This window comes from Crossiella sp. NPDC003009 (genome assembly GCF_053591555.1).
The window spans coordinates 1-21,470 of sequence record NZ_JBSFUA010000025.1; the positions used below are offsets into that span (position 1 = coordinate 1).

The window sequence follows — 21,470 nt, forward strand, 5'->3', positions numbered from 1 at the left end:
CGGCACCAAGGACTCCAAGGTGCGCCCGCGCTTCAACGAGGCGCTGTCCAGGATCGAGCAGGGCAAGGCCACCCCGGAGGCGGCCTTCGGCGAGTTGCGCGGCTTCTCCCGCATCTCGTAGGTCTCGATGATGTCCTCGACCTTGAGATCGGAGTAGTTGCCGAGCGTCAGACCGCACTCGAAGCCCTCGCGGACCTCGGTGACGTCGTCCTTGAACCGGCGCAGCGTCGAGATCGGCAGGTTCTCCGCGATGACGTTGTTGTCGCGGAGGAGCCGGGCCTTGGTGTTCCGCTTGATCTCCCCGGAGAGCACCATGCAACCCGCGATGGTGCCGACCTTGGAGGACTTGAACACGTCGCGGATCTCGGCACGGCCCAGCTGGATCTCTTCGTACTCCGGCTTGAGCATGCCCTTGAGGGCCTGTTCGATCTCGTCGATCGCCTGGTAGATCACGGTGTAGTACCGGATCTCCACACCCTCGCGGTTGGCCAGCTCGGTGGCACGCCCCTCGGCCCGGACGTTGAAGCCCAGGACGATGGTGTTCTCCGCGGTGGCCAGGTTGATGTCGCTCTCGGTGACCCCACCGACGCCGCGGTGCACGACGTGCAGCTGGACGTCGTCGCCGACCTCGATCTTCATCAGAGCGGCTTCCAGCGCCTCGACGGTACCGGAGTTGTCACCCTTGATGATCAGGTTGAGGCGGTTGGTCTCCTTCAGCGCGGAGTCCAGGTCCTCCAGGCTGATCCGCTTCCGCTTCGCCGCGTTCTGGGCGTTGCGGATACGGGCCTGGCGGCGCTCGGCGATCTGCCGGGCGACCCGGTCCTCCTCGACCACCAGGAAGGTGTCACCCGCACCCGGCACCGAGGTCAGACCGATGACCTGCACCGGACGCGACGGAGTCGCCTCGGTGACGTCCACGTTGTGCTCGTCGACCATGCGGCGGACTCGGCCATAGGCGTCACCGGCCACGATCGAGTCACCCACGCGCAGCGTGCCGCGCTGGACCAGCACGGTGGCCACCGGGCCGCGACCGCGGTCGAGGTGCGCCTCGATCGCGACACCCTGGGCCTCCATGGCCGGGTTGGCCCGCAGGTCCAGCGAGGCGTCCGCGGTGAGCAGGATCGCCTCGAGCAGACCGTCGATGTTGATGGCCTGCCGCGCGGAGATGTCCACGAACATGGTCTCGCCGCCGTACTCCTCGGCGACCAGCCCGTACTCGGTGAGCTGCTGGCGGATCTTGGCGGGGTTCGCCCCCTCCTTGTCGATCTTGTTGACCGCGACCACGATCGGCGCGTTGGCCGCCTGGGCGTGGTTGATCGCCTCCACCGTCTGCGGCATCACACCGTCGTCGGCGGCGACCACGATCACCGCGATGTCGGTGGAGTTCGCACCACGGGCACGCATGGCGGTGAACGCCTCGTGACCAGGGGTGTCGATGAAGGTGATGAGTCGGTCGTTGCCTTCCAGCTGAGTCAGCACCTGGTAGGCGCCGATGTGCTGGGTGATGCCGCCTGCCTCGCCCTCGTGCACGTTGGCCTTGCGGATCGTGTCCAGCAGTCGGGTCTTACCGTGGTCGACGTGACCCATGACGGTCACCACCGGCGGGCGGATGACGAGGTCTTCCTCGTCACCGGCGTCCTCGCCGTAGGTGATCGCGAAGGAGGACAGCAGCTCGCGGTCCTCTTCCTCCGGGCTGACGACCTGGACCTGGTAGTTCATCTCCGAGCCGAGGAGCTCGAGCACCTCGTCGGAGACGGACTGGGTCGCGGTGACCATCTCACCGAGGTGGAACAGCACCTGCACCAGCGCGGCCGGGTTGGCGCCGATCTTCTCGGCGAAGTCCGTCAGCGAGGCGCCACGGGGAAGCCGGATGGCCTCGCCGCTGCCCTTCGGCAGGCGCACACCGCCGATGGACGGGGCCTGCATGTTGTCGAACTCCTGGCGCTTCTGGCGCTTGGACTTGCGACCACGGCGAGCCGGACCACCGGGACGGCCGAAGGCACCCGCGGCACCGCCACGGCCACCGGGACCACCCGGACGACCGCGGAAGCCACCGCCGCCACCGGCAGGCGCGCCACCGGGGCCGCCACCAGGACCGCCGCGGAAACCGCCGCCGCCACCGCCACCACCGGGACCGCCGCGGAAGCCACCGCCACCGCCGCCGCCACCACCGGGACGGCCAGCGCCGCCACCGCCACCACCGGGGCCACCGCGGAAGCCACCGCCACCGCCGGCACCGCCACCGGGACGGCCAGCGCCGCCACCGGGGCCGCCACGGCCGCCGCCGGGACCACCCTGGCCACCGCGGCCACCGCCGCCGGGACCAGCAGGCCGTGCGGGCCGCGGAGGCATCATGCCCGGGTTGGGCCGAGGCGGCATGTTGCCCGGAGTCGGGCGCGGGCCACCACTGCCCGGAGCGGGCCGGTCACCACGCGGCGCGGCCGCGGGACGCCCGTCGCCGGGCCGCGAGTCGCTCGGCCGGGGCGGCATGGCGCCCGGCGAGCCGGGACGCGGGCCGGAAGGACGCGCGGGCGGCGCACCGGCGCCGACACCGAACGGGTTGTTGCCGGGACGCGGCGCGCGCGGACCGGGCTTCGGGGACTGCGGCTTCGGCGGCACGACACCGGCGTCCGGCGCCGGCTTGGGGCCGGGGCGCGGTCCGGGACGGCTTGCCGAGGGCCGGTCGGTCTTGGGCTGGTCGGACCGGGGCGCGTCGGCCTTCGGCTGCTCGACCTTGGGCTGTTCCACCCGCGGCTGCTCGACCTTGGGGGCCGGCTTCGGCTGTGCGGGCTTGGGGGCCGACGGCGCGGGAGCCGCCGCCGGAGCGGCCGCCGCCGCGGGGGCCGGGGCCTGCTCGGCCGGCTTGGGGGCCGGCGGGCGCGGACCGGGCTTGGGGCCGGGGCCGGGACGACCCGGCGTCGCGGCCGGGCCGGGAGCCGGCGCGGCCGGCCGGGGCTGCTCGGCGGACTTGGGCTTCACATCGGTCGGTGACGGACGGGAAGCGGGCGGCGTGGGTCGCGGAGCGGAGCGCTTCGGACTGTCGGTGGCGCCCAGGGAATCCCGAAGCCTGCGGGCGACGGGGGCTTCCACGGTGGACGACGCGGACTTGACGAACTCGCCAAGCTCCTTGAGCTTGTTCAGCACTTCCTTGCTGGTGACTCCGAGCTCCTTAGCGAGCTCGTGCACACGGGCCTTGCCTGGCACTGGTCTCCTTATCTGGAGGCCAAGCGGCAATCCCGCTCGACCTCGCCTACCGTCGAAACGCGCTCATGGCTTCAGCTTCACGGCTGACTCATGACGGGTCGACCTGCTTCCTTGTTCCGGACATGACTCGAGAGGTCCTCGTGTCGGTGGAGATTCTCAAGCGTGCTGTTCCAGGTGGTTCCTGACCTCGACCGCGTCCACCGGTCCCGGAACGCGCAACGCACGCGGGAACGCTCGACGCCGCTCAGCCAGGCGCAGGCATTCCGGGTCGGGGTGCAACCACGCTCCCCTACCGGGCAACCTACGCCGAAGATCGACAACGAGCGAGTCGTTATCGACCACCAGTCGCAGCAGCTCACGGGCCAACGCCCGGGACCGGCATCCGACACACGTCCGAACCGGACCTTCGTGCACGAAAACCGCTCCCCAGCGTTGCGCCAAGTTAGAGTCTAACGCTTCAGGCTCCGTCAGCCGAACCGGATGCCGTAGCACCGGCCGCCGCCGCCCCCGCCGCAGGTCCGGCAGGGTCCGCGTCGCTGCGGATGTCGATCCGCCAGCCGGTGAGCCGCGCGGCGAGCCTGGCGTTCTGGCCCTCCTTGCCGATGGCGAGGGAGAGCTGGAAGTCCGGCACGACCACCCGGGCCGTCTTCGCCCGCTCGTCGACCACCCGAACGGAGACAACCTTGGCGGGCGAGAGGGCATTCCCGACGAAGGTCGCGGGGTCCTCGGAGTAGTCGACGATGTCGATCTTCTCCCCGAACAGCTCGCTCATCACGTTGCGCACCCGCGCGCCCATCGGCCCGATGCACGCGCCCTTGGCGTTCACCCCGGGCACGGTGGAGCGCACCGCGATCTTGGAGCGGTGGCCGGCCTCGCGGGCGACCGCGGCGATCTCGACGGTGCCGTCGGCGATCTCCGGGACCTCCAGCGCGAACAGCCGGCGCACCAGGTGCGGGTGGGTGCGGGAGAGGGTGATCTGCGGGCCGCGCATGCCGCGGGAGACGCCGACCACGTAGCACTTGATCCGGTTGCCGTGCTGGTAGTCCTCGCCGGGCACCTGCTCGGCCGGGGGCAGCACGCCCTCGGTGTCGCCGATCTGCACCACGACCATGCCGCGGGAGTTGGCCCGCGCGTCGCGCTGCACCACTCCCGCGATGAGCTCGTTCTCCTTGGCCGCGAACTCGCCGAAGGTCTTCTCGTGCTCGGCGTCGCGCAGCCGCTGCAGGATGACCTGGCGCGCGGTGGTCGCGGCGATCCGGCCGAAGCCCTCCGGGGTGTCGTCCCACTCCTGGGCGATCGACCCGTCGTGCGCGAGGTCCTGCGCCAGCACCCGCACCATGCCGGTCTTGCGGTCGATGTCAACCCTGGCGTGCGGGGCGTGCCCGTCGGTGTGCTTGTACGCGGTGAGCAGCGCGGTCTCGATGGCTTCCAGGACGGTCTCGAAAGGGATGTCCTTGTCCCGTTCGATTGCCCGGAGTGCGGCGATATCGACGTTCACTTCGACTCCTCCTTCGATGCGTCCGTGCCCTGGCAACGGTCCAGCTTGATCAGGTCTTCGGCGGGCGGCTGGCGGAACTCCACCTCGACGACGGCCTTGGCCATCTCGCGGTAGGCGACCGTGCGCAGCTCGCCGTCCACCAGCAGCACCACGCCGCCGGTGTCGTGCTCGTCGGCGGGACCGACCCGGCCGACGTACTCGGCGCCCTCCAGCGGGCGCACCTTCACCAGCCGGAGCCGGTTGCGCCGCCAGTGGCGCGGGTGGGTCAGCGGGCGGTCGATGCCCGGCGAGGTGACCTCGAGGGTGTAGGCGCTGGCCAGGATCGCGTCGTGGGCGTCAAGGGTGGCCGACACCGACCGGGACACCTTGGCGATCTCGTCCAGCCCGATGCCGTCGTCGGAGTCGACGACCACCCTGACCAGCCGACGCCGTCCCGCCTGCCGGATGTCGAGCTCCTCCAGCTCGAAGCCCACCTCGTGCACGGTTTCCCGCACGAGGGGTTCGAGCTGGGCGACGAGCTCGTCGCGCGGCGCGCTGGACACGTGGTCACTCCTTGTCTGCGGTGCAGAGGGCTGCGACGGCGACCGCAGATGGCAAGAGCCGTCCCGCGTCCGGTGCTGCACTTCACCGGCCGAGGTTGCTCAGCGTATCTCGTCGGAGGAGGTGCCCGGGTCCAGACGATCACCCCTCGTTCGGTTGAGTCGCCGAGTGTGCGGTTCCGCGGCCCTGGTCGGCGGCCTGGCAGGATGACTCGGTGTGACCATCGTCCTCCCGCGTTTCGGCCGCCGCCGGGTGCTGCTGGCCGGCGCACTCGCCGTGACGGCGCTGCCGCTGGCCAGCGCGTGCACCCCCGAACCGGCCCCTGAGCAAGCCGATCCCCTGGAGGCGCTGCTCACCCGGGCCCAGGCGGACACCGCCCTGGCCAAGGCCACGGCGGCCACGCACCAGGGCCTGGCCGCGCAGGCCGACGCCGTGGCCGGTGACCGCCTGCAACACGTCCAGGCCCTGCGGAAGGAGCTGGACCGGGCCCGCCCCGCCCGCGCCTCCAGCACGGCCTCAGGCGCGCCGACGAGTGCGGCCCCGCCGCCGGTGGCCGGGCAGCAGAACGCCGCGCTGACCGCGCTGCGGGAGGCGGTGGCTGCTGCGGAGAAGGAGGCCGCGGGCCTGGTCGCCGGCCTGCCGCCGTACCGGGCGGGCCTGGTCGGCTCGGTCGCCGCCTGCTGCGCAAGCCTGCGGGAGGTGCTGGCATGACCTCGCCGCAGCCGAGCGGTTCGACCGCCGCGATGGAGCCAGAAGCGCTCGCCGCCCTGCAGCGCGCCCTGGCCGCCGAACACGCCGCGGACTGGGCCTACGGCCTGGCCACGGCGTTCGTGAAGGACACGCAGCAGAACGCGCTCCGCGAAGGCACGACGCAGCACCGGGCCCGCCGCGACACCACCGAGCGCCTGCTCCGCGACGTCGGCACCACGCCGGTGCCAGCCGAACCCGCCTACGCCCCGCCGCAGCCGGTCACCGACCAGCCGACGGCCATCACGCTGCTGGTCACCGCCGAAACCGACACCGCGGCCGCGTGGCGCGCGGTGCTGGAACGCACGACGGACGCGAACCTGCGCCGCACCAGCCTGGATGCCCTGACCGCGGCCGCGGTCCGCGCGACCCGGTGGCGCAAGGCCGGCGGTGCGACGCCGCTCACTGTGCCGTTCCCCGGCCAGCCCTGAGCCGCGGCGGAAGGCGCGAACCACGCTCAGCCAGTCGACCGCCGGAGGGTCCTGCGAGCAGCGCTGTCCGCACGCTCAGCTCATGATCGCGCCGAACCGCAACGCGTCGGTGCTGATCGCCTTGAGCAGCTCGACATCCGCCCGGCCCTCGGTGAAGAAGTCCGACTCGACGATGGTGACCACGGAACCGCTGACCCTGGAGGCATAGCCAGCCCCGGTCAGCTTCCGTGGCCCGTCCGGCACGGTGTAGCCGTCGCGGAGCAGGTCGGCGATGTTGCCGGTCTTGTCCCGCGACGCGAGCCGGTTCAACTCCACCGCGTCCTTGCTGTCCGCCATGCGCACCACGGCCACGGACACCACCACCTTGGTCCCGTCCGCGGTGCTCGTCGTGTGCAGCGACCGGACCACCTGCTGGCAGGAGGACTTCGCCAGGAACTCCGCGACAGCCCCGTAGGCCCGCTTCCCGCAGTCAGCGTCCCGGTGCTCGGCATGCGCCGCGAACTGGTACGCCGGCACCCCAGGCGGCGTGGTCGGCGTGCCAGCCACCAGAGAAGGCTGGAAAGCCACCCACAGCAACCCGGACAGAACGGCCACCCCGACCAAGCCCAGGCCCTTGATCGCGTAGTTGACCACCGGCCGCTCAGCAAGCGAGGGCGTCCCCGGCTCACCCACGAGCGAGTGACCCCCGTCCATCCCAAACGACACAGCCGGCAACTGCGAGGTACCGCCCCCGCGCCGCGGGTCCGACAGTTCCCTCACCGGTCCGGATGACAGATGCTCCGACACGGTCTCTCACCGTAATCGCATCCGCCCGGGACCACGAACCGAGTGGTCAATTGTGATTATCCCTGCTGGTAGGTCACCTCCAGCCGAGGCGGCCGCCCCTCAGTGGCCTCACTCGCCGACCACTTCTTCCACCCGAACACGTCGGCTTCGTTCTCAGCCCGCAAACCCAGCCCACCCAGCTCGGCACCGCCACCGGCCCACTCACGCACCAGCCCGGTCAACTCCACCTCAACGGCACCGTCCGGGCAACTCGCCGAGTGCCCCAGGGTCTTCGTCGAACCTGCCACCTGCCGCAACCATGCCGGCTGCCTGCTCCAAGCGGTCTTCGCGTCAGCGGCCCCGGTCTCCCACACCTGCCAGGCCCGAGCCTGACAAGACCACGAGTGCCAGTTCCACAGCTTCAGCTCCGCTCGCCGAACCTGCTTGCCCCGCAGCCCTGCCAACTGCCAGCTGAGAAACGACCGCGCCACGATCGTCCCGTCGAACGTCCCGACCCGGATGTCCGGCTGGTGTCCCATCGGCGCGGTCAGGATGTTGCTCTGCACGTAGGTGTCCAACACCGGCCCCAGGGACACGCTCGCGGGCTCGGCGACCACATCCGACCCCTCGCTCCCGGCACTTTCACTCGCCACCGTCAGCGGCACCGTTCCGCCACTAGGCACCAGTCGCTGGGTGAAGCCACTGCGCGTCACCGTCACTACCAGGTCCTCGCCAGGCCGCGCGCCGGGATAGGTGACGCGACTGCCCGCCAGCACTGGGGCCGGCAGCGGCGTCGGCCACGCTCGGGTGAACCGAGTCTGCCCGTCCACCATTCGCGCCAGCTCCGTGCTCCCCTGCCCACCGAGGCTCAACCGCCGCGGATGCGCCACCGGCTCGACCCGCCCGTCCGCGCTCGCTCGCAACGTGAGGTCGACCGGCCGCCAGCCACCGCCTTCCCGAACATGAACCGGCCCGGTGTGTAGCACCAGCGTTCGGGAGCCATCGGGGTTGGCGAACGTCGACGAGTACTCGGTCCGAGCATCTACGACTTCGACTGGCTGTGGCCGCGACTGCGCGGATCCAACCGGGACAAGAACGCTGACAAGGGCAAGGACAACTGCGGCACGGCGCACGGGCATGTCCTCCACCATTGTGGTCCACCCCAGACCACCGAAAGCCACCGCGGCAACGTTCACCGACCTGAGTGATTCCACAAAATCCACCCCCTCCCCAGCTCGAAAAATGTCGTCCCCTCCCCCTAGCGTCGAGCGCATGATGACTGACCTGCGAAAACAACTCCGCGACCAGTGGCGGCAGCTCACCCGGCTCCAGGCCGAGTTCAGCCGCACCATCGGCGAGGCGGACGCCCGCGCCGACTACAAACTCGACCGCCACACTTCGATGCGATCTTGGTTGGTCGGCGAATTGCGGATGACTGGATCTGAGGCGTCCCAACGGGTCTGCGTCGCCCGGCAACTCCGCGAGCTCCCCAAGGTCGCCACCCTGTTCACCGAAGGCGAACTTCCTTATCCCCACGTAAGCCTGTTCGCCCGGACCCGCGTGGGAATCGGGGCCACCGCGTTCACCGCCGCTCTGCCGGACCTGCTGACAACAGCTCGAACCCTCGACGCGAGCCGCTTCCGCGAGCACGTCCGGCAAGTCCGCAGGGCACACACCGCCACCCGCCGAGGCACTGCCCAGGACCAGCCTGAACGCGGCCGCCTGGCCATCCGCACGCACGAGGACGGCACCGTCACCCTGCACGGCAGGTTGGACCAGTCTGGCGGCGCGACCCTGCAAGAGGCACTGAACACCGTCCTGCCCACGCCAACCGGCAAGGCGCCAACCCCGAAATCCGAACGCCGGGCCGAGGCACTGGTCACCTTGTGCAACCGCCAACTCAACACGATGCGGCACACCAAATCCCGCACGATCCCCAGCTGGCTGGGCGCCCGCATGCGCCCACGCCACTCCGACCGCCACACCACGCCCAAGCACCGCGGCGGCGGCGCCCGCTCGTCCCTGATCGACCTTCCGCCGCTTCGTGCGGCAGCCACCCACACCCCGGCAGCAATCGCCTCGCCCGACCCTATCCCCTTGCCGCGCCGAGACCAGGAACCGACTTCACGCATGACTCCGGGCAGGAAGCTCACCCACGCCTCGGCTCGAGCCGGCCGATGGGGCGCTCGAACTACGTGAGCCCGTCCAGCACCAAATCGACGTCTGCCGCGGTGTTGTAGAGGTGAAAAGACAAACGCGCCCTGCCCGCCCGCATGCTGAACCGCACTCCCGCCGCGCGCACTCGTCCGATCTGGTCCGTCGAGAGGTCAAGAGAGGTGATCGCTGACCCGCCCTCGGGAAGCTCAAGCCCACGGCGCACAGCGTTGGCAAGCCCTACGCAATGGTCGCGAACCGCGCCCAAGTCCAGCCCTGCCAGCCACGGAAGCGCGGCCGCGGCACCCACTTGGGCAAGCCACGCTGGTGACAGGTCAAGACGTCGAGCATCGCTCGCCAGCCGCAACGGCAGTCCGTAGATCGAGGCCCAAGGGTCCTCTCCGGCGTACCAGTTGGCGGCCAGCGGACGCGTGCGCTCAAGCGCGTCCGGTCGCACGGCCAGCCACGCCGCGCCACGGGGCGACAGCAGCCACTTGTAGGCGGCGCCCACAACCCAGTCTGCCCAGTCGAGCGAGAGCGGCAGCCAACCGGCCGCCTGGCTGACGTCAAGCAGCACCGGGACGCCTGCGGCTGAGGCTGCCTCGCGGAGTGCGTTTGTGTCGAGCACAGCGCCCGTGGCCGACTGCACGAGGCTGACCACGATCAGGTCGGCCTGGTCCACAGTGGACGCGAGCTTCTCGGGCTCGACCTCGGTGACGGTGACGCCGCGATGGGCCTGAGCCGCGAAAGGGAACGTGACGCTGGTGAAGTCATCGGGCACGGTGAGCACGCGGGTGCCGTCGGGGATGCTGCCCGCGACCAAGGCCACCAACTGAGACACGCTGGCGCCGCTGGCCACCTGCTCCGGTGGGACACCGACGAGGGCAGCGAAGCCCGCGCGGGCTTTGGCGACGTGCTCGTCGAAGTCCGGGGCGGCGTCGGCGCCGGTGCGCCAGCGGGTGATGGAGTCGCTGACGGCGTCCGCCACGAAAGCGGGAGGGATGCCGATGCTGGCGGTGTTCAAGTAGCCGGGCGGGGTGTCGAACCTGTGTTCTGGGGTGGGACGCACGAACGCGACCCTAGGCCCGGATCGGTAGCGTGCAAGGGGTGTTGACTGAGGAGATCGAGATCCGGACCGGGTCGGTCGAGGTGGTCTACGACCTCACGGCCGAGTGCGAGCGGTTCCTGGCGAATGCTGGTGGGCGCGACGGCCTGCTGCACGTGTGGGTGCCGCACGCGACGGCGGGCCTGGCGGTGTTGGAGACCGGGGCGGGCAGCGACGACGACCTGTTGGCCGCGCTGCGGGAGCTGTTACCGAAGGACGATCGGTGGCGGCATCGGCATGGTTCGCCAGGGCACGGCCGGGACCACGTGTTGCCCGCGTTGTTGCCGCCGTATGCGACGGTTCCGGTGTTAGGTGGGCGAATGGCGTTGGGGACGTGGCAGTCGGTGTGCTTGGTGGACACCAATGTGGACAATCCGGTGCGGAAGGTGCGGCTCAGCTTGTTGGTGGGGTGAGTTGAGGGCTCGCGGTGTGGTTGACGATGATCGCCCCTCAGTCGTTGTCCGGATAGCGGACAAAGTCGTCCGAAAATCTTGACTCCGCGCTGGGGGCGCTTCAGGCTGCCGCGCATGGGTGACGGAGTGCGGGCGGGCTCTGACGGGACAGTGGCGCGTGGGCCGCTCATGCGGGTGGTGAGTGCCGGGGTCATCGGCACGACGGTTGAGTTCTACGACTTCTTCCTCTATGGCGCGGCCGCGGCGACGATCTTCGGGCCGGTGTTCTTTCCGCAGGCCGATGGCCTGGTCGGGGTGTTGCTCGCGCTGGTCACCTATGCCGTGGGGTTTGTCGCGCGGCCGTTGGGTGGCGTGGTGTTCGGGCATTTCGGAGACCGGGTCGGGCGGAAAAAGTTGCTCGCGGTCAGTCTGCTGCTCATGGGGGTGTCCTCGTTCCTGATCGGCTTGCTGCCGGGGTATGCCGAGATCGGGATCGTGGCGCCGCTGTTGCTGACATTGTTGCGCCTGGTGCAGGGGTTCGCGCTGGGTGGGGAGTTCGGTGGGGCGGTGTTGCTGGTCGCTGAGCACGGGCCTGCCCGGCAGCGGGGGTTCTGGACGGCGACGCCACAGACCGGGGGGCCGTTGGGCAACCTGTTGGCGACGGCCGCACTGGCGGCGACCGCGTACTCGATGAGCGGCGCCGACTACGCCTCCTGGGGCTGGCGGATTCCGTTCCTGGCCTCGGTCGTGCTGGTGCTGGTGGGGTTGTGGGTTCGGTTGCGGGTGGCGGAGTCGCCGTTGTTCGCGGAGGTGAAACGGGAGTCGGGACCGGAGCGGGCGCCGCTGGTGACGGCGTTTCGGCGGCATCCGCGGGAGTTGTTCAGCGTGTTCGCGGCACGAGTCGGGGAGAACGCGACGTTCTACGTGTTCACGATCTTCTTGTTGGTCTACGCGAACCACATCGGGTTGCCGGCCGGTGCCGCCACGGCGGCGGTGACCGTGGGTTCCGTGGTTCAGGTGCTGGCGATGCTCGCTGGTGGGGCCTTGTCCGACCGGTTTGGGCGGCGGCCGGTGTCGGTGGTCGCGGCGGTGCTGGCGGCGGGGTGGACGGCGGTGTTCTTCCCGCTGGTGGCGACCAGGGACCAGGCGTGGGTGTTGCTCGCGGTGGGCGTGGGGTTGCTGCTGCACGGGTTGCTCACCGGGGCGCAGGCGGCGTTCTACGCGGAACTGTTCGACACCACGGTGCGGTATTCGGGCGTGTCGATCGGCTACCAGGCGGCGACGATGCTGGCCGGTGCGGCCGCGCCGCTGGTCGGGACGCAGTTGCTGCGCAGCACCGGGTCGCCCGCACCGGTGGCGTGGATGCTGGCGGCGTGCCTGGGTTTGACGGTGGTCGGCATGTTGATCGTGCCGGAGACCCGGCGGTCTCAGCTGCGTTAGGTACGGTGTCCAGCCGTGACGTGGTCTGGGGATCAAGGCAACAGGGGCGGCGGCGAGTTCACCGGGGCCTACGGGGGTCTGGGCGTGTTCGGCGAAGGCCAGCCCGAGCCGCCGAAGAACCGCTGGCGAACGGCGATCATCGCGGCGTTGAGCCTGGTCATCGTGGTGGGACTGGTGCTGGTCGTGGTGCTGCTGTCCCGGGATGAGACCCCGCCACCGGTGGCGCAGACCACCCCAGCGACCTCGTCGGCCTCGGGCGGTTCCGGTACCGCGGGGGCCACGGCGGTGCAGACCATCACCAACGCCGAGGCCGGTCTGACCTACAAGGTGCCCGCCAACTGGGAGAAGGGCGCTGAGGGCATGTCGCGCACGACCTCGGGGCCGATCCTGCGCGGTATGGCGGCGAGGCACCCGTACACCTGCAACTCGTTGCAGTACACCCGCGCTGAGGTCGGTTCCGGCCGCACCGATGACAACAACCTGGCTCGCGCCGCCACCGACCTGGCCAAGAACGTGGCGACCAGGGGCTACACGGTCGACAAGGTCGAGCCGAAGGTGACCACGAACGAGCCGAAGAACTTCGACAACGCCGGGACGACCGGGGTGCTGGTGGTCGCGAACACCACGGCGGCGAAGACCAGCGAGTGCAACGCGCCGCGCGGACAGGTCGTCGCGCTGGCGACGAAGGGCGCGAAGGGCACCTCGGTGTTCGTGCTCGACGTGTCGTACGAGGGGAAGTTCGCCGATCGCGGGCCGACCGACGCCGAGGTGCGGCAGATCCTCGACTCGGTGCGGCTGGTCAAGTAGCCGGTCACTCCGGCTCGGGACCGGTACGGTCGCGGGGTGACATCGTCAGGACCCGGCAACGGACAGGATCCGGCCTACTGGGAGCGGTATCAGAACACCGAGTTCTACGGCTCGGGGCCGGAGTACGGCGGGCTGGGCGTGTATCGGAGCGACGGCCCGGCTCCGCCGCAGCAGCCGCCGCCTGGACGGTCCGGGCGCCGGATCGCGGTGGTGGCGCTGAGTGCGGTGATCGTCATCGGGCTGGTGTCGATCGTGTTCCTGGTCAGCGGTTCGGACGAGTCCGGGTCGGGTGAGTCGGCCGCGCCCGCCGCCGCCAGCTCAACCGCGCGGACCACTCGGAGCACCACCTCGCGCTCGATCCCGCCGACCACTACGTTGCCGAGCAAGTCCATGGTTCCGCAGGTCAGCGGGTGGCAGGCGGTGTGGACGAAGCGCGGGCTGGCCTATGACGTGCCGAAGGAGTGGAAGGTGCTCAACTCCTCCACGATCGTCGGGTTCGAGGACGGGAACGGGCCGAAGGTCGCGATGAGCGGGGTGTCGGCCTTCAAGGAGGGCTACTGCACCGCCGATCCGAAATGGCGCAATGCCCGGCGTGGGCTGGTCGGGGTCGGTGGCGCGAAGATCTCGGACGCGGGCGTCACCGCGGCCGAAGGGGCGAAGCTGTGGGCTGACGGCCGGTATGGCGAGAACGCGGGTGTGCAGCCGCGGGTGGAGCTGAGCACGGCGACACCGATGAAGGTGGGCAGCCGCTCGGCCGCGCGGGTCACAGCCAAGGTCGAGGTGACGTCCAAGCACGAGTGCAACCCGCGAGTGGGTGTGGTGCACGTGGTGGCGGTGGCGGGTGAGACGCCGGAGACCGGGGCGGTGTTCGTGGTCCAGGCTGACCAGGAGACGCCGGACTCGCCGAACCCTGGCGACCTGGAGAAGATCATCTGCAGTTTGCGGCCGGTGGACTGATGACGCCGCACACGCTGGTGCTGTGGGACATCGACCTCACCCTGGTCGACCTGCGCGGGATCGGCGCGGACTGGTACGGGACGGTGTTGCGGCGGGTCGCCGGGCAGGTGATCCGGCATGTGCCGTCGATGCAGGGACGGACGGAACGGGCGATCACCACCGAACTGCTCAACCGGCACGGCATCCCGGAGAGCGAGGACGAGGTTCGGCGGGTGTTCGCCGCGCTGGTCGACGTGGTCGCCGAGGATCGGCTGGTGCTGCCCGAGCGGGGTAGCGCGTTACCCGGCGCGGCGGCGGTGTTGCGGGCGTTGGCGGGCACGCCGGGGGTGGTGCAGAGCCTGGTCACCGGGAACCTGCCGGAGGTGGCGCGGTTCAAGTTGGACGCGTTCGGGCTGGATGAGCACGTGGACTTCGAGGTCGGCGGGTATGGGCACGAGTCGGTGGAGCGGCATCCGCTGGTGGGCACGGCGGTGACGCTGGCCGAGCGCAAGTACGGGGTCGCGTTTCCCGCGGGCCGGGTGGTCGTGGTGGGTGACACGCCGCATGACGTGGCGGCGGCGTTGCACCACGGGGCGACCGCGGTCGGGGTGGCGACCGGACGTTGTGACGCGGCTGAGCTGTGGGCGGCGGGGGCGCATGTCGTGCTGCCGGACCTGGCGGACACGGCGGGGGTGCTGGCGGCGTTGGTGCGCTGACCAACGGCGGGACTGCCCGTGACGTTGGTGCTGACCAATGACGGGATTGGCGCTGACCAGCCGCGTGATCGGCGGCGGCGTTGGTGCTGACCAGCAGCGGAACCGGTCGTGGGGCGGTTGCTGGGCTGGTGTGGACGTGACAGCGCCCCGGCGGTTGGTCGCCGGGGCGCTGTGGTCAGTGCTGGTGGTGCGGGCCGCCGGGAGTGCGCGGCCCCTGAGCGTCGGTCAGAAGCCGAGGGCCTTGCGGCCGCCGACCACCGGGAGCTCGACGTGGCTGGTCAGCAGCGAGATCGAGTTCTTGCCGGCCTTGGGGTCGACCGAGACGTAGCTCGCGTTGTTGGCCACCACGACCAGGCCGATGCGATGCCCGGCGGCGAAGATGTAGTCCTTCGGGTGCAGCTTCCAGCGCACGTAGTAGGACTGGCCGGGCTTCAGGTCGTGTTCCCAGCTCAGCGACAGGTGGTTCTTCACGTCGATCGCGCCGCGGGTGACCACGACGGGACGGAAGGCCGGGTCGCTGGCCGGGCCGTAGTCCACCAGCAGCGCGGTCAGCGGGGTGCTGGTGGTCTCCGGGGTGACCCGCACGGTGACCTCGGAGGTGCCGGAGATCCTGGCCGGCTGCTTCAGCTCCGGGGTCAGGTAGGCGAGGCGGTTGGCCTTCGCGGCTTCCGGGCCGCCGATCGCGTTGGCCTCGGTCTGCGCCGGGTCGTCGGTGAAGGACTGGGTGCCGGTGGGCCAGCTAGGCAGCGAGCCGAGGGTGCCCGCGACGCCGTTGGCGGCCGGGCCGAAGAACAGGTGGGTGTCCTCTGCCTTCTTGTCCGGCCAGCTGGTCTGGGTCTCCCACTTGCCGTCCGGGCGCTGAATGTCGGCGATCGGTTCCTTCATCACGCCGTTGTCCAGGCCGTACAGCCAGTGGTCCATCCAGCGGTGCATCGCGGCCTGCCACTCGGCCTGGCGCACGCCGTTGGGGTCGATGTGCCCACCTCGCAGCAGCCACAGCTTGCGCGGGATGTGGTTCTTCGCCAGCAGGTCCCACAGCTTGGAGTAGTGGGCGGGCTTGACGTTCCAGTCCTCCTGGCCGTGCACGACGAACACCGAGGCGCGGATGTTGTCCACGTCCGGCTTGTAGTCGCGTTCCCGCCAGAACGGGGTGTAGTTGAAGGTGTCGTCGCCGGAGTTGTCGCCGAGTGCCTTCAGTTGCTCCTTGCAGCGCTCACGCGCGGCGGGGCTGGCGACGTAGCTGGCGAGCCATTCCGCGTAGCGCTCGTCCCAGCCATTGCTGTAGCCGATGCCCTGGTCGCGGGTGTAGTCGTACCAGCTGGAGATCGCCGACATGGGGACGATCGTCTTGAGGCCCTTGATGCCGGTGGCCGCCACCGCGGTCGGCAGGGTGCCGTTGTAGGAGCCGCCGAGCATGCCCACCGCGCCGGTGCTCCAGGAAGCCACCGCGGGGGTGCCGTCGGCGTAGACGGCCTTGGCACGGCCGTTGAGCCAGTCGATGGAGGCCGCGATGGAGCGGGTGTCCTCCTTGCCGCCGGTGGTCGGGCAGCCGTCGGAGCGGGCGGTGCCCTGCATCTCGACCTCGACCACGGCGTAGCCGCGCGGCACGAAGAACTCGTCGTACCAGCGGCGGAAGTCCTTCGGCAGCATCGGGATCTGCCGATCGATCCGGTCCCTGGTCAGCAGCGGGGCCAGCTGGTAGTACGGGCTGGCCTCCATCACGATCGGGACCTTCAGGCCGGAGTTGGTCTCCTTGGGACGCATGACGTCCGCGGCGATCCGGTCGAGCTTGCCGTCCGAGTCGCTGTCGATCTTCGACTCGATGTAGACGGTCTCCTTCACCGCCTCGGCGTGGGAGTAGATCGGCTTGGTCTCGTTGCCGACCACCGGCCCCTGCGGGGTCGCCGCAGCGGAAAGCGGCATCATCAGCGCCGACGCGGTGGCTAGGGCCACCGCACTGGCGAGCAGCGCGACAGGTCTGCGCGCGTGTTCCATGAATCCTCCTCCGGCCATACCTGCCTCACCGAGGCATGGCCGCTGACAGCACACATGACGACCCGGTTCCGTGAATCGGCCTAATGGCCCAATGTTTTGGATCTGAACGACTTTCGGGTTGTTCGGTTGTGGACGTTGGCTACGAAACGACCGGTGGTCCCGCCCGGCGCGGTGCCGGACGGGACCACGGTTGACCTGGTGTTACCCGCTGTTGGGTGATCTGATGCGGTCAGCCGCCGAGTGCGGTGCCGCCGCCGACCAGGGGCAGGTCGATGCTGCTGTTGGCCAGGGACACCCGGACGCCGCGAGCGGCGGCGTCCACCGAGACGTAGCTGCTCAGGTTGGCCACCAAGACCACGCCGATGCGGTGCCCGGCCGGGAACACGTAGTCCTTCGGGTGCAGCTCGAACCGCACCCGGTAGGCGGTGCCCGGGGTCAGCGCGGTGCCGGTCTTGAGCGAGGCGTGGTTCTTCACGTCGATGGAGCCCTTGGTGACCACCTGGTAGGTGGCCGCCGCCTGGCTTTCCGCGGGCGGGGCCGCGCAGCCGGTGCGCATGGCCAGGTCAGCCGCCTCGCAGGACTCGGTGAGCAGCTGCTCCGGGGTCTTGTCCGACAGCGTGGTGGTGGTCGCCGGGCCGTAGTCGACGAGCACCGCGGTCAGCGGGGTGCTGTTGCTGTCCGGGGTGACCGTGACGTCGAGCTTGGTGGTGCCGGACAGGGTGGTGTTCTTGGCCAGCGGGGCGGTCAGGTAGGCGAGCCGGTTGGCCTTGGCGGTCTCCGGGGTGGACACCGCGGTGGCCTCGGTCTGGCTGCTGTTGTTGGTGAAGGACTGGGTGCCGGTGCTCGCGGTCTTGTTCAGCGAGCCGACCGCGCCCGCGGCGGCCGGGCCGAAGTAGAGCTTGGCGTCGGCGGTGCCGGCCTGCGGCCAGGTGGAGTGGGTCTCCCAGGCGCCGTTGGGGCGCTGGATGTCGGCCATCGGCTCCTTCATGACCCCGTTGTCCAGGCCGACCAGCCAGTGGTCCATCCACTTGTGCATGACCTTCTGCCACTCGGCCTGGCGGAACCCGATCGGGTCGAGGTGCGCGCCGCGGTGCAGCCAGATCTTGCGCGGGATGTTGTTCTTGACCAGCTCGTACCAGAGCTTGGAGTAGTGGCCGGGCTTGACGTTCCAGTCCTCCTGGCCGTGCACCACGAAGACCGAGGCCTTGATGTTGGCGGCGTTGGGCCGGTAGTCGCGCTCCTGCCAGAACGGGGTGTAGTCGAAGGTGTTGTCACCGGCGTTGTCGCCGAGGGCCTTCACCTTGGCCGCGCACTTGGTCTTGGCCTCGGCGCTGATGACGTAGTTCGCCAGGTACTCCGGGTAGCGCCGGTCCCAGCCGCCGCTGTAGCCGATGCCCTGGTCGCGGGTGTAGTCGTACCAGCTGGAGATGGCCGCGATCGGCACGATGGTCTTGAGGCCCTCGATGCCCGCGGTGGCCACCGCGTTGGGCAGGGTGCCGTTGTAGGAGACGCCGAGCATGCCGACCGCGCCGGTGCTCCAGGAGGCGACCGCGGGCTTGCCGTCGGCGTAGAAGGCCTTCTTGCGGCCGTTGAGCCAGTCGATGGAGGCCGCGATGGAGGCGGTGTCCTCCTTGCCGCCGGTGGTCGGGCAGCCCGCGGAGCGCGAGGTGCCCTGCATCTCGACCTCGACCACGGCGTAGCCGCGCGGCACGAAGAACTCGTCGTACCAGCGACCGAAGCCGCGGGGCGCGGTGCCGGGGATCTGGCGGTCGGCGTCGACGGCGCGTTCCCGCGCGGTGGTGCCGCGGTAGTACGGGCTGGCCTCCATGACCACCGGTGACTTCAGGCCCGCGGTGTTGGTCTCCTTGGGCCGCATCACGTCGGCGGCGATGCGGTCGGGCTTGCCGTCGGAGTCGCTGTCGATCGCGGACTCGATGTAGACGGTCTCGCGGATGGCCTCGGCGTGGGAGTAGATCGGCTGGGTCTCGTTGGCGACGACGGACATCCCGGGCGGGGCCGGGGCGGCGATGGCCGGCAGGGCGGCCAGGGTGCCCGCGAACGCGGCGGTCACCGCGGTCAGCAGGGTCAGTGTGGTGCGTGCAGGGCGCATGAGATCCAGCACACAAGATCGCTGTGACCAGCAGATACGAACTAAAGGAGGTGCGTTTCAACAGATACATAAGCGACGTGGGCGATTCCGCCTAGTCGGTTGCTCCATTCGGGCGCACATGGATGTAGACCTTGGTGGCGTTGCCCGCGGCGATGCCATGCACCAGGCGTTCGGCGGACCTGGTGGACAGGGCGTCGTCGGCGAGCCAGGTGTCGACCAGGCGGCCCAGGCCGCGGCGCCACAGCTTGGCGCCCAGGAACAGCAGCTCAGGCAGGCCGTAACCGTCGGAGGAGTAGCAGACCGAGCTGAACGGGGCCAGTTCCAGAAGTTCGGCGAGCACCTCATGGGCGCGCTCTCCGACGTAGGGCACGGCGAGTCCGACGTCAACCCTGACCTGTCCGTAGACGTGCGCGAGGTAGCCGGCGTTGCGGTGGAACGGCCAGCAGTGCAGCAGCATCACGGTGGCGCTGCCGTGCCGGGTGGCGGCGAGGAAGTCGCTGAGCAGCAGCGGGTCGGCGCGGTGCAGCCGCAGGTCGGGGTCGCCGAAGCCGGTGTGCAGTTGCAGCGGCAGGCCGAGCTCGGCGCCGACCCGCACGCCCAGGTGGGCGAGCCAGCCGAGCAGCACCGGGTCGGCCAGTCTGCCGCCGCCCTCGCGCAGCCAGTGGTCAGCGGCGCGGGTGAACTCCGCCGCCGAGGGTGGCTGGGCGGGCAGGTCGAGGCCGGTGCGGTAGGCGACGATGCTCTTCAGCCCGACCGCGTGCGCGCCGCGCGCCCGCACCGCCGCCTCCACTGCCTCGGCCAGGCCCGCAGAATCGGCTTCTCTGGAGATCTCCTCGAAGACCTGTTCCAGGCGGAGGACCTCGTGTGCCACGCCGCCGCCGAGTCCGGCCAGCTCGGCGGGGGTGGTCAGGGACACCGAGCTGTACCCGGTGTCCACCAGCCAGATGCCGACCCCGGCTGCGCTCAGCAACCGCCTGCTGACCTCGACCCAGCCCAGTTCCCAGCGTCGCGCGAGGTAGCGCTCGGGGTCGCAGTGCGGCTCCAGGTCCAGCAGCGGGGCGCACCAGCGCAGCACGGCCGCGCCGAGCAGCGAGTCGAAGCCGCTGCGGCCAGGGTGCGCGGTGGGCGCCTCGGTGAGCAGCGCCTCGAAGGCGGGCCGGTCCAGGTCGGCGTCGACCACGCCGTGGCAGTGGTGGTCGAGCAGGACCACCTCGTCGGTGATCATTCAGAACAGCCAGCGGGTGCGCGCGACGATCTCCTCGGGGTCGGCTTCGGCGAAGCGTTCCGCCTCGCCGCGGCGCACGGTGAGGATCGCGTCGTGCAGCGGCGCGCCCAGTGCCTCGGCCAGGATCTCCGAACCGGCGAGCGCGTCCGCGGCAGCGAGCACCGAGGTCGGCAGCCGGTGCACTCCGGAGGCGGCGCGCTGGTCCTCGGTCATGGCGACCGGGTCGCCGGTGATCTCCGGTGGCAGGGTCAGCTCGTCACGCACGCCCGCGAGTCCGGCCGCGATGATGCCGCCGACCACCAGGTACGGGTTGGCGGTGGCGTCGAAGCACTTGACCTCGGCGTTGGCCGCGCTGACCCGCTGACCGGCCGAGGGGGTGATGAACCGCAGCGCCGCCTCCCTGGTCTCCCGGCCCCAGCACTGCCAGGCCCCGGCCCAGAACGAGGGCTGCAGCCGCAGGAAGCTGGCCGGGTTCCCGGCGCCGATGGCCAGCAGGGCGGGCAGCTCGCGCAGCACCCCGGCCAGGAACGCCTCCCCCACCGGCCGCAGACCGTGGCGACCGGGTCCGCCGGAGAACACCGGCCCGTCCTTGCCGTGCACGGACAGGTGAACATGGGCGCCGGAGCCGGAACGGCCCGCGATCGCGGTCGGCGCGAAGCTGGCCCGCCAGCCGTGCGCCGCGGTGAGCCTGCGGATGGTGTGCCGGACCAGCAGCACGTCGTCAGCCGCGGCCACCGGGTCGTTCGGCTCGATGGACAGCTCCAGCTGGCCGGGCGCGTACTCGGGGTGGAACTGCTCGACCTGGATCTCCTGCCGGTCGAGCACCTGCACTAGTTCACGCGCGTAGTCGGCGACCGCGGACAACCGGGACAGCCCGTATCCCGGCCCCTCGAACGCGGGCGCGAACTCCGCGCCGGTGCCGGGCAGCCCGACCTGCCACTCGGTCTCGAACGCCATCCGCAGCTCCAGGCCGAGCTCGGCCGCCGCGGCGACCTGACGGGCCGCGAAGCTGCGCTGACAAGCGGTGAAGACCTCACCGTCCTGGGTGAACTTGGTGGCGGGGGCCAGCGCCCAGCCGGTCTGCCCGGCCAGTGGCACCAGCCGGTTCAGGTCCGGGATGAGCCGCAGGTCGCCGTCGGGTCCGCCGAGGTACTTGCCGACCAGCGGCCGGTCGTCGCAGGTGAAGGTCTCGAAGCAGGGCGAGGCGCCCACCCCGTGCCGGACGGCCGCCGGCAGCCTGCGGGTGGGCACCGCCTTGACCCGCGCGATCCCCGCGTTGTCCACAAAGGACAGTGCGATCAGGTCGATGCCCCCCGCCCGCAGGCGAGCCGCCAGTTCGTCCACGCCGTTGGCGTCCAGGGGTAGCTGCGCAGTCACCTACGCAGGTGTACCCGGTGCCTGGTTG

The 21,470-nt window shown here is 70.5% G+C and carries 19 protein-coding genes; 8 read left to right on the forward strand and 11 right to left on the reverse strand.

The window, feature by feature from the left end:
* The 4 genes from infB to rimP all read right to left on the reverse strand — a co-directional run.
* A partial coding sequence (infB, locus tag ACWDY5_RS24285; RefSeq protein WP_449724460.1) for a translation initiation factor IF-2 occupies window positions 1-3,204 on the reverse strand: 3,204 nt, incomplete at its 3' end.
* A 156-nt stretch (window positions 3,205-3,360) separates the two neighbouring features.
* Entirely contained in the window at window positions 3,361-3,696 is a 336-nt protein-coding gene (locus tag ACWDY5_RS24290) for a YlxR family protein (RefSeq protein WP_449724461.1), read from the reverse strand.
* A complete protein-coding gene (gene nusA / locus ACWDY5_RS24295; protein WP_283660919.1) occupies window positions 3,662-4,702 on the reverse strand; it encodes a transcription termination factor NusA in 1,041 nt (346 codons plus the stop codon). Before nusA ends, ACWDY5_RS24290 begins: the two co-directional genes overlap by 35 nt.
* Entirely contained in the window at window positions 4,699-5,244 is a 546-nt protein-coding gene (rimP, locus tag ACWDY5_RS24300) for a ribosome maturation factor RimP (protein WP_283660920.1), read from the reverse strand. The genes nusA and rimP overlap by 4 nt, the downstream gene beginning before the upstream one ends.
* Before the next feature lie 214 nt (window positions 5,245-5,458).
* Between rimP and ACWDY5_RS24305 the strand changes: the two genes are divergently transcribed.
* Together ACWDY5_RS24305 and ACWDY5_RS24310 are read left to right on the forward strand one after the other, a co-directional pair.
* Window positions 5,459-5,953 (forward strand): hypothetical protein, encoded by a 495-nt coding sequence (locus ACWDY5_RS24305; protein WP_449724462.1) that lies wholly within the window; start codon window positions 5,459-5,461, stop codon window positions 5,951-5,953.
* On the forward strand, window positions 5,950-6,420 hold the full coding sequence (locus ACWDY5_RS24310) for a ferritin-like domain-containing protein (RefSeq protein ID WP_449724463.1): 471 nt from the start codon (window positions 5,950-5,952) through the stop codon (window positions 6,418-6,420). Before ACWDY5_RS24305 ends, ACWDY5_RS24310 begins: the two co-directional genes overlap by 4 nt.
* Window positions 6,421-6,495: 75 nt before the next feature.
* Here the strand turns inward: ACWDY5_RS24310 and ACWDY5_RS24315 are convergent, their stop codons facing one another.
* Both ACWDY5_RS24315 and ACWDY5_RS24320 read right to left on the reverse strand, forming a co-directional pair.
* Window positions 6,496-7,092: a hypothetical protein gene (locus ACWDY5_RS24315; protein ID WP_449724464.1), complete on the reverse strand. Its 597-nt coding sequence runs from the start codon at window positions 7,090-7,092 to the stop codon at window positions 6,496-6,498.
* Between the two features lie 170 nt (window positions 7,093-7,262).
* Window positions 7,263-8,336, reverse strand: coding sequence for a DNRLRE domain-containing protein (locus ACWDY5_RS24320; protein WP_449724465.1), 1,074 nt, complete (start codon window positions 8,334-8,336; stop codon window positions 7,263-7,265).
* Between the two features lie 121 nt (window positions 8,337-8,457).
* Here ACWDY5_RS24320 and ACWDY5_RS24325 point away from each other — a divergent pair, with 121 nt between their 5' ends.
* Window positions 8,458-9,384 (forward strand): DUF222 domain-containing protein, encoded by a 927-nt coding sequence (locus ACWDY5_RS24325; RefSeq protein WP_449724466.1) that lies wholly within the window; start codon window positions 8,458-8,460, stop codon window positions 9,382-9,384.
* On the opposite strand, the gene ACWDY5_RS24330 is transcribed toward ACWDY5_RS24325, so the two are convergent.
* Window positions 9,377-10,408 (reverse strand): aminotransferase class V-fold PLP-dependent enzyme, encoded by a 1,032-nt coding sequence (locus tag ACWDY5_RS24330; RefSeq protein ID WP_449724467.1) that lies wholly within the window; start codon window positions 10,406-10,408, stop codon window positions 9,377-9,379. The two genes, ACWDY5_RS24325 and ACWDY5_RS24330, sit on opposite strands and share 8 nt — an antisense overlap.
* A 38-nt stretch (window positions 10,409-10,446) precedes the next feature.
* On the opposite strand from ACWDY5_RS24330, the gene ACWDY5_RS24335 reads away from it, so the two are divergent.
* The 5 genes from ACWDY5_RS24335 (at window position 10,447) to ACWDY5_RS24355 (ending at window position 14,735) form a co-directional block, all read left to right on the forward strand.
* The gene (locus ACWDY5_RS24335) at window positions 10,447-10,857 is read left to right on the forward strand and encodes a secondary thiamine-phosphate synthase enzyme YjbQ (RefSeq protein ID WP_252480742.1); all 411 of its coding nucleotides are present in this window, start codon (window positions 10,447-10,449) and stop codon (window positions 10,855-10,857) included.
* Window positions 10,858-11,025: 168 nt separating this feature from the next.
* Window positions 11,026-12,276, forward strand: coding sequence for an MFS transporter (locus tag ACWDY5_RS24340; protein WP_449724468.1), 1,251 nt, complete (start codon window positions 11,026-11,028; stop codon window positions 12,274-12,276).
* A 15-nt stretch (window positions 12,277-12,291) separates the two neighbouring features.
* Window positions 12,292-13,083 carry a hypothetical protein gene (locus tag ACWDY5_RS24345; RefSeq protein WP_449724469.1) on the forward strand — a complete coding sequence of 264 codons (792 nt, stop codon included), beginning with the start codon at window positions 12,292-12,294 and terminating at the stop codon, window positions 13,081-13,083.
* 36 nt (window positions 13,084-13,119) lie between these two features.
* The gene (locus ACWDY5_RS24350; protein WP_449724470.1) at window positions 13,120-14,040 is read left to right on the forward strand and encodes a hypothetical protein; all 921 of its coding nucleotides are present in this window, start codon (window positions 13,120-13,122) and stop codon (window positions 14,038-14,040) included.
* Window positions 14,040-14,735, forward strand: coding sequence for an HAD family hydrolase (locus ACWDY5_RS24355; RefSeq protein ID WP_449724471.1), 696 nt, complete (start codon window positions 14,040-14,042; stop codon window positions 14,733-14,735). The genes ACWDY5_RS24350 and ACWDY5_RS24355 overlap by 1 nt, the downstream gene beginning before the upstream one ends.
* A gap of 225 nt (window positions 14,736-14,960) precedes the next feature.
* Here ACWDY5_RS24355 and ACWDY5_RS24360 read toward each other — a convergent pair whose 3' ends face one another.
* The 4 genes from ACWDY5_RS24360 to ACWDY5_RS24375 all read right to left on the reverse strand — a co-directional run bounded on the left by ACWDY5_RS24360 (window position 14,961) and on the right by ACWDY5_RS24375 (window position 21,442).
* Window positions 14,961-16,730, reverse strand: coding sequence for a Xaa-Pro dipeptidyl-peptidase (locus ACWDY5_RS24360; protein ID WP_449724472.1), 1,770 nt, complete (start codon window positions 16,728-16,730; stop codon window positions 14,961-14,963).
* Between the two features lie 229 nt (window positions 16,731-16,959).
* Window positions 16,960-18,840, reverse strand: coding sequence for a Xaa-Pro dipeptidyl-peptidase (locus tag ACWDY5_RS24365; protein ID WP_449724473.1), 1,881 nt, complete (start codon window positions 18,838-18,840; stop codon window positions 16,960-16,962).
* A gap of 91 nt (window positions 18,841-18,931) precedes the next feature.
* On the reverse strand, window positions 18,932-20,065 hold the full coding sequence (locus tag ACWDY5_RS24370) for an amidohydrolase family protein (RefSeq protein ID WP_449724474.1): 1,134 nt from the start codon (window positions 20,063-20,065) through the stop codon (window positions 18,932-18,934).
* Complete coding sequence (locus tag ACWDY5_RS24375; protein ID WP_449724475.1) at window positions 20,066-21,442, reverse strand: glutamine synthetase; 1,377 nt, start codon at window positions 21,440-21,442, stop codon at window positions 20,066-20,068. It abuts the gene before it with no gap.
* Window positions 21,443-21,470: the final 28 nt, after the last annotated feature.

What these genes read in the sequence shown, in the direction of transcription:
- ACWDY5_RS24310 (WP_449724463.1), top strand. Translation starts at nt 5,950, where the DNA reads ATGACCTCGCCGCAGCCGAGCGGTTCGACCGCCGCGATGGAGCCAGAA.
- ACWDY5_RS24320 (WP_449724465.1), bottom strand. Translation starts at nt 8,336, where the DNA reads ATGGTGGAGGACATGCCCGTGCGCCGTGCCGCAGTTGTCCTTGCCCTT.
- ACWDY5_RS24325 (WP_449724466.1), top strand. Translation starts at nt 8,458, where the DNA reads ATGATGACTGACCTGCGAAAACAACTCCGCGACCAGTGGCGGCAGCTC.
- ACWDY5_RS24340 (WP_449724468.1), top strand. Translation starts at nt 11,026, where the DNA reads ATGCGGGTGGTGAGTGCCGGGGTCATCGGCACGACGGTTGAGTTCTAC.
- ACWDY5_RS24355 (WP_449724471.1), top strand. Translation starts at nt 14,040, where the DNA reads ATGACGCCGCACACGCTGGTGCTGTGGGACATCGACCTCACCCTGGTC.
- ACWDY5_RS24360 (WP_449724472.1), bottom strand. Translation starts at nt 16,730, where the DNA reads ATGGAACACGCGCGCAGACCTGTCGCGCTGCTCGCCAGTGCGGTGGCC.
- ACWDY5_RS24365 (WP_449724473.1), bottom strand. Translation starts at nt 18,840, where the DNA reads ATGCGCCCTGCACGCACCACACTGACCCTGCTGACCGCGGTGACCGCC.
- ACWDY5_RS24370 (WP_449724474.1), bottom strand. Translation starts at nt 20,065, where the DNA reads ATGATCACCGACGAGGTGGTCCTGCTCGACCACCACTGCCACGGCGTG.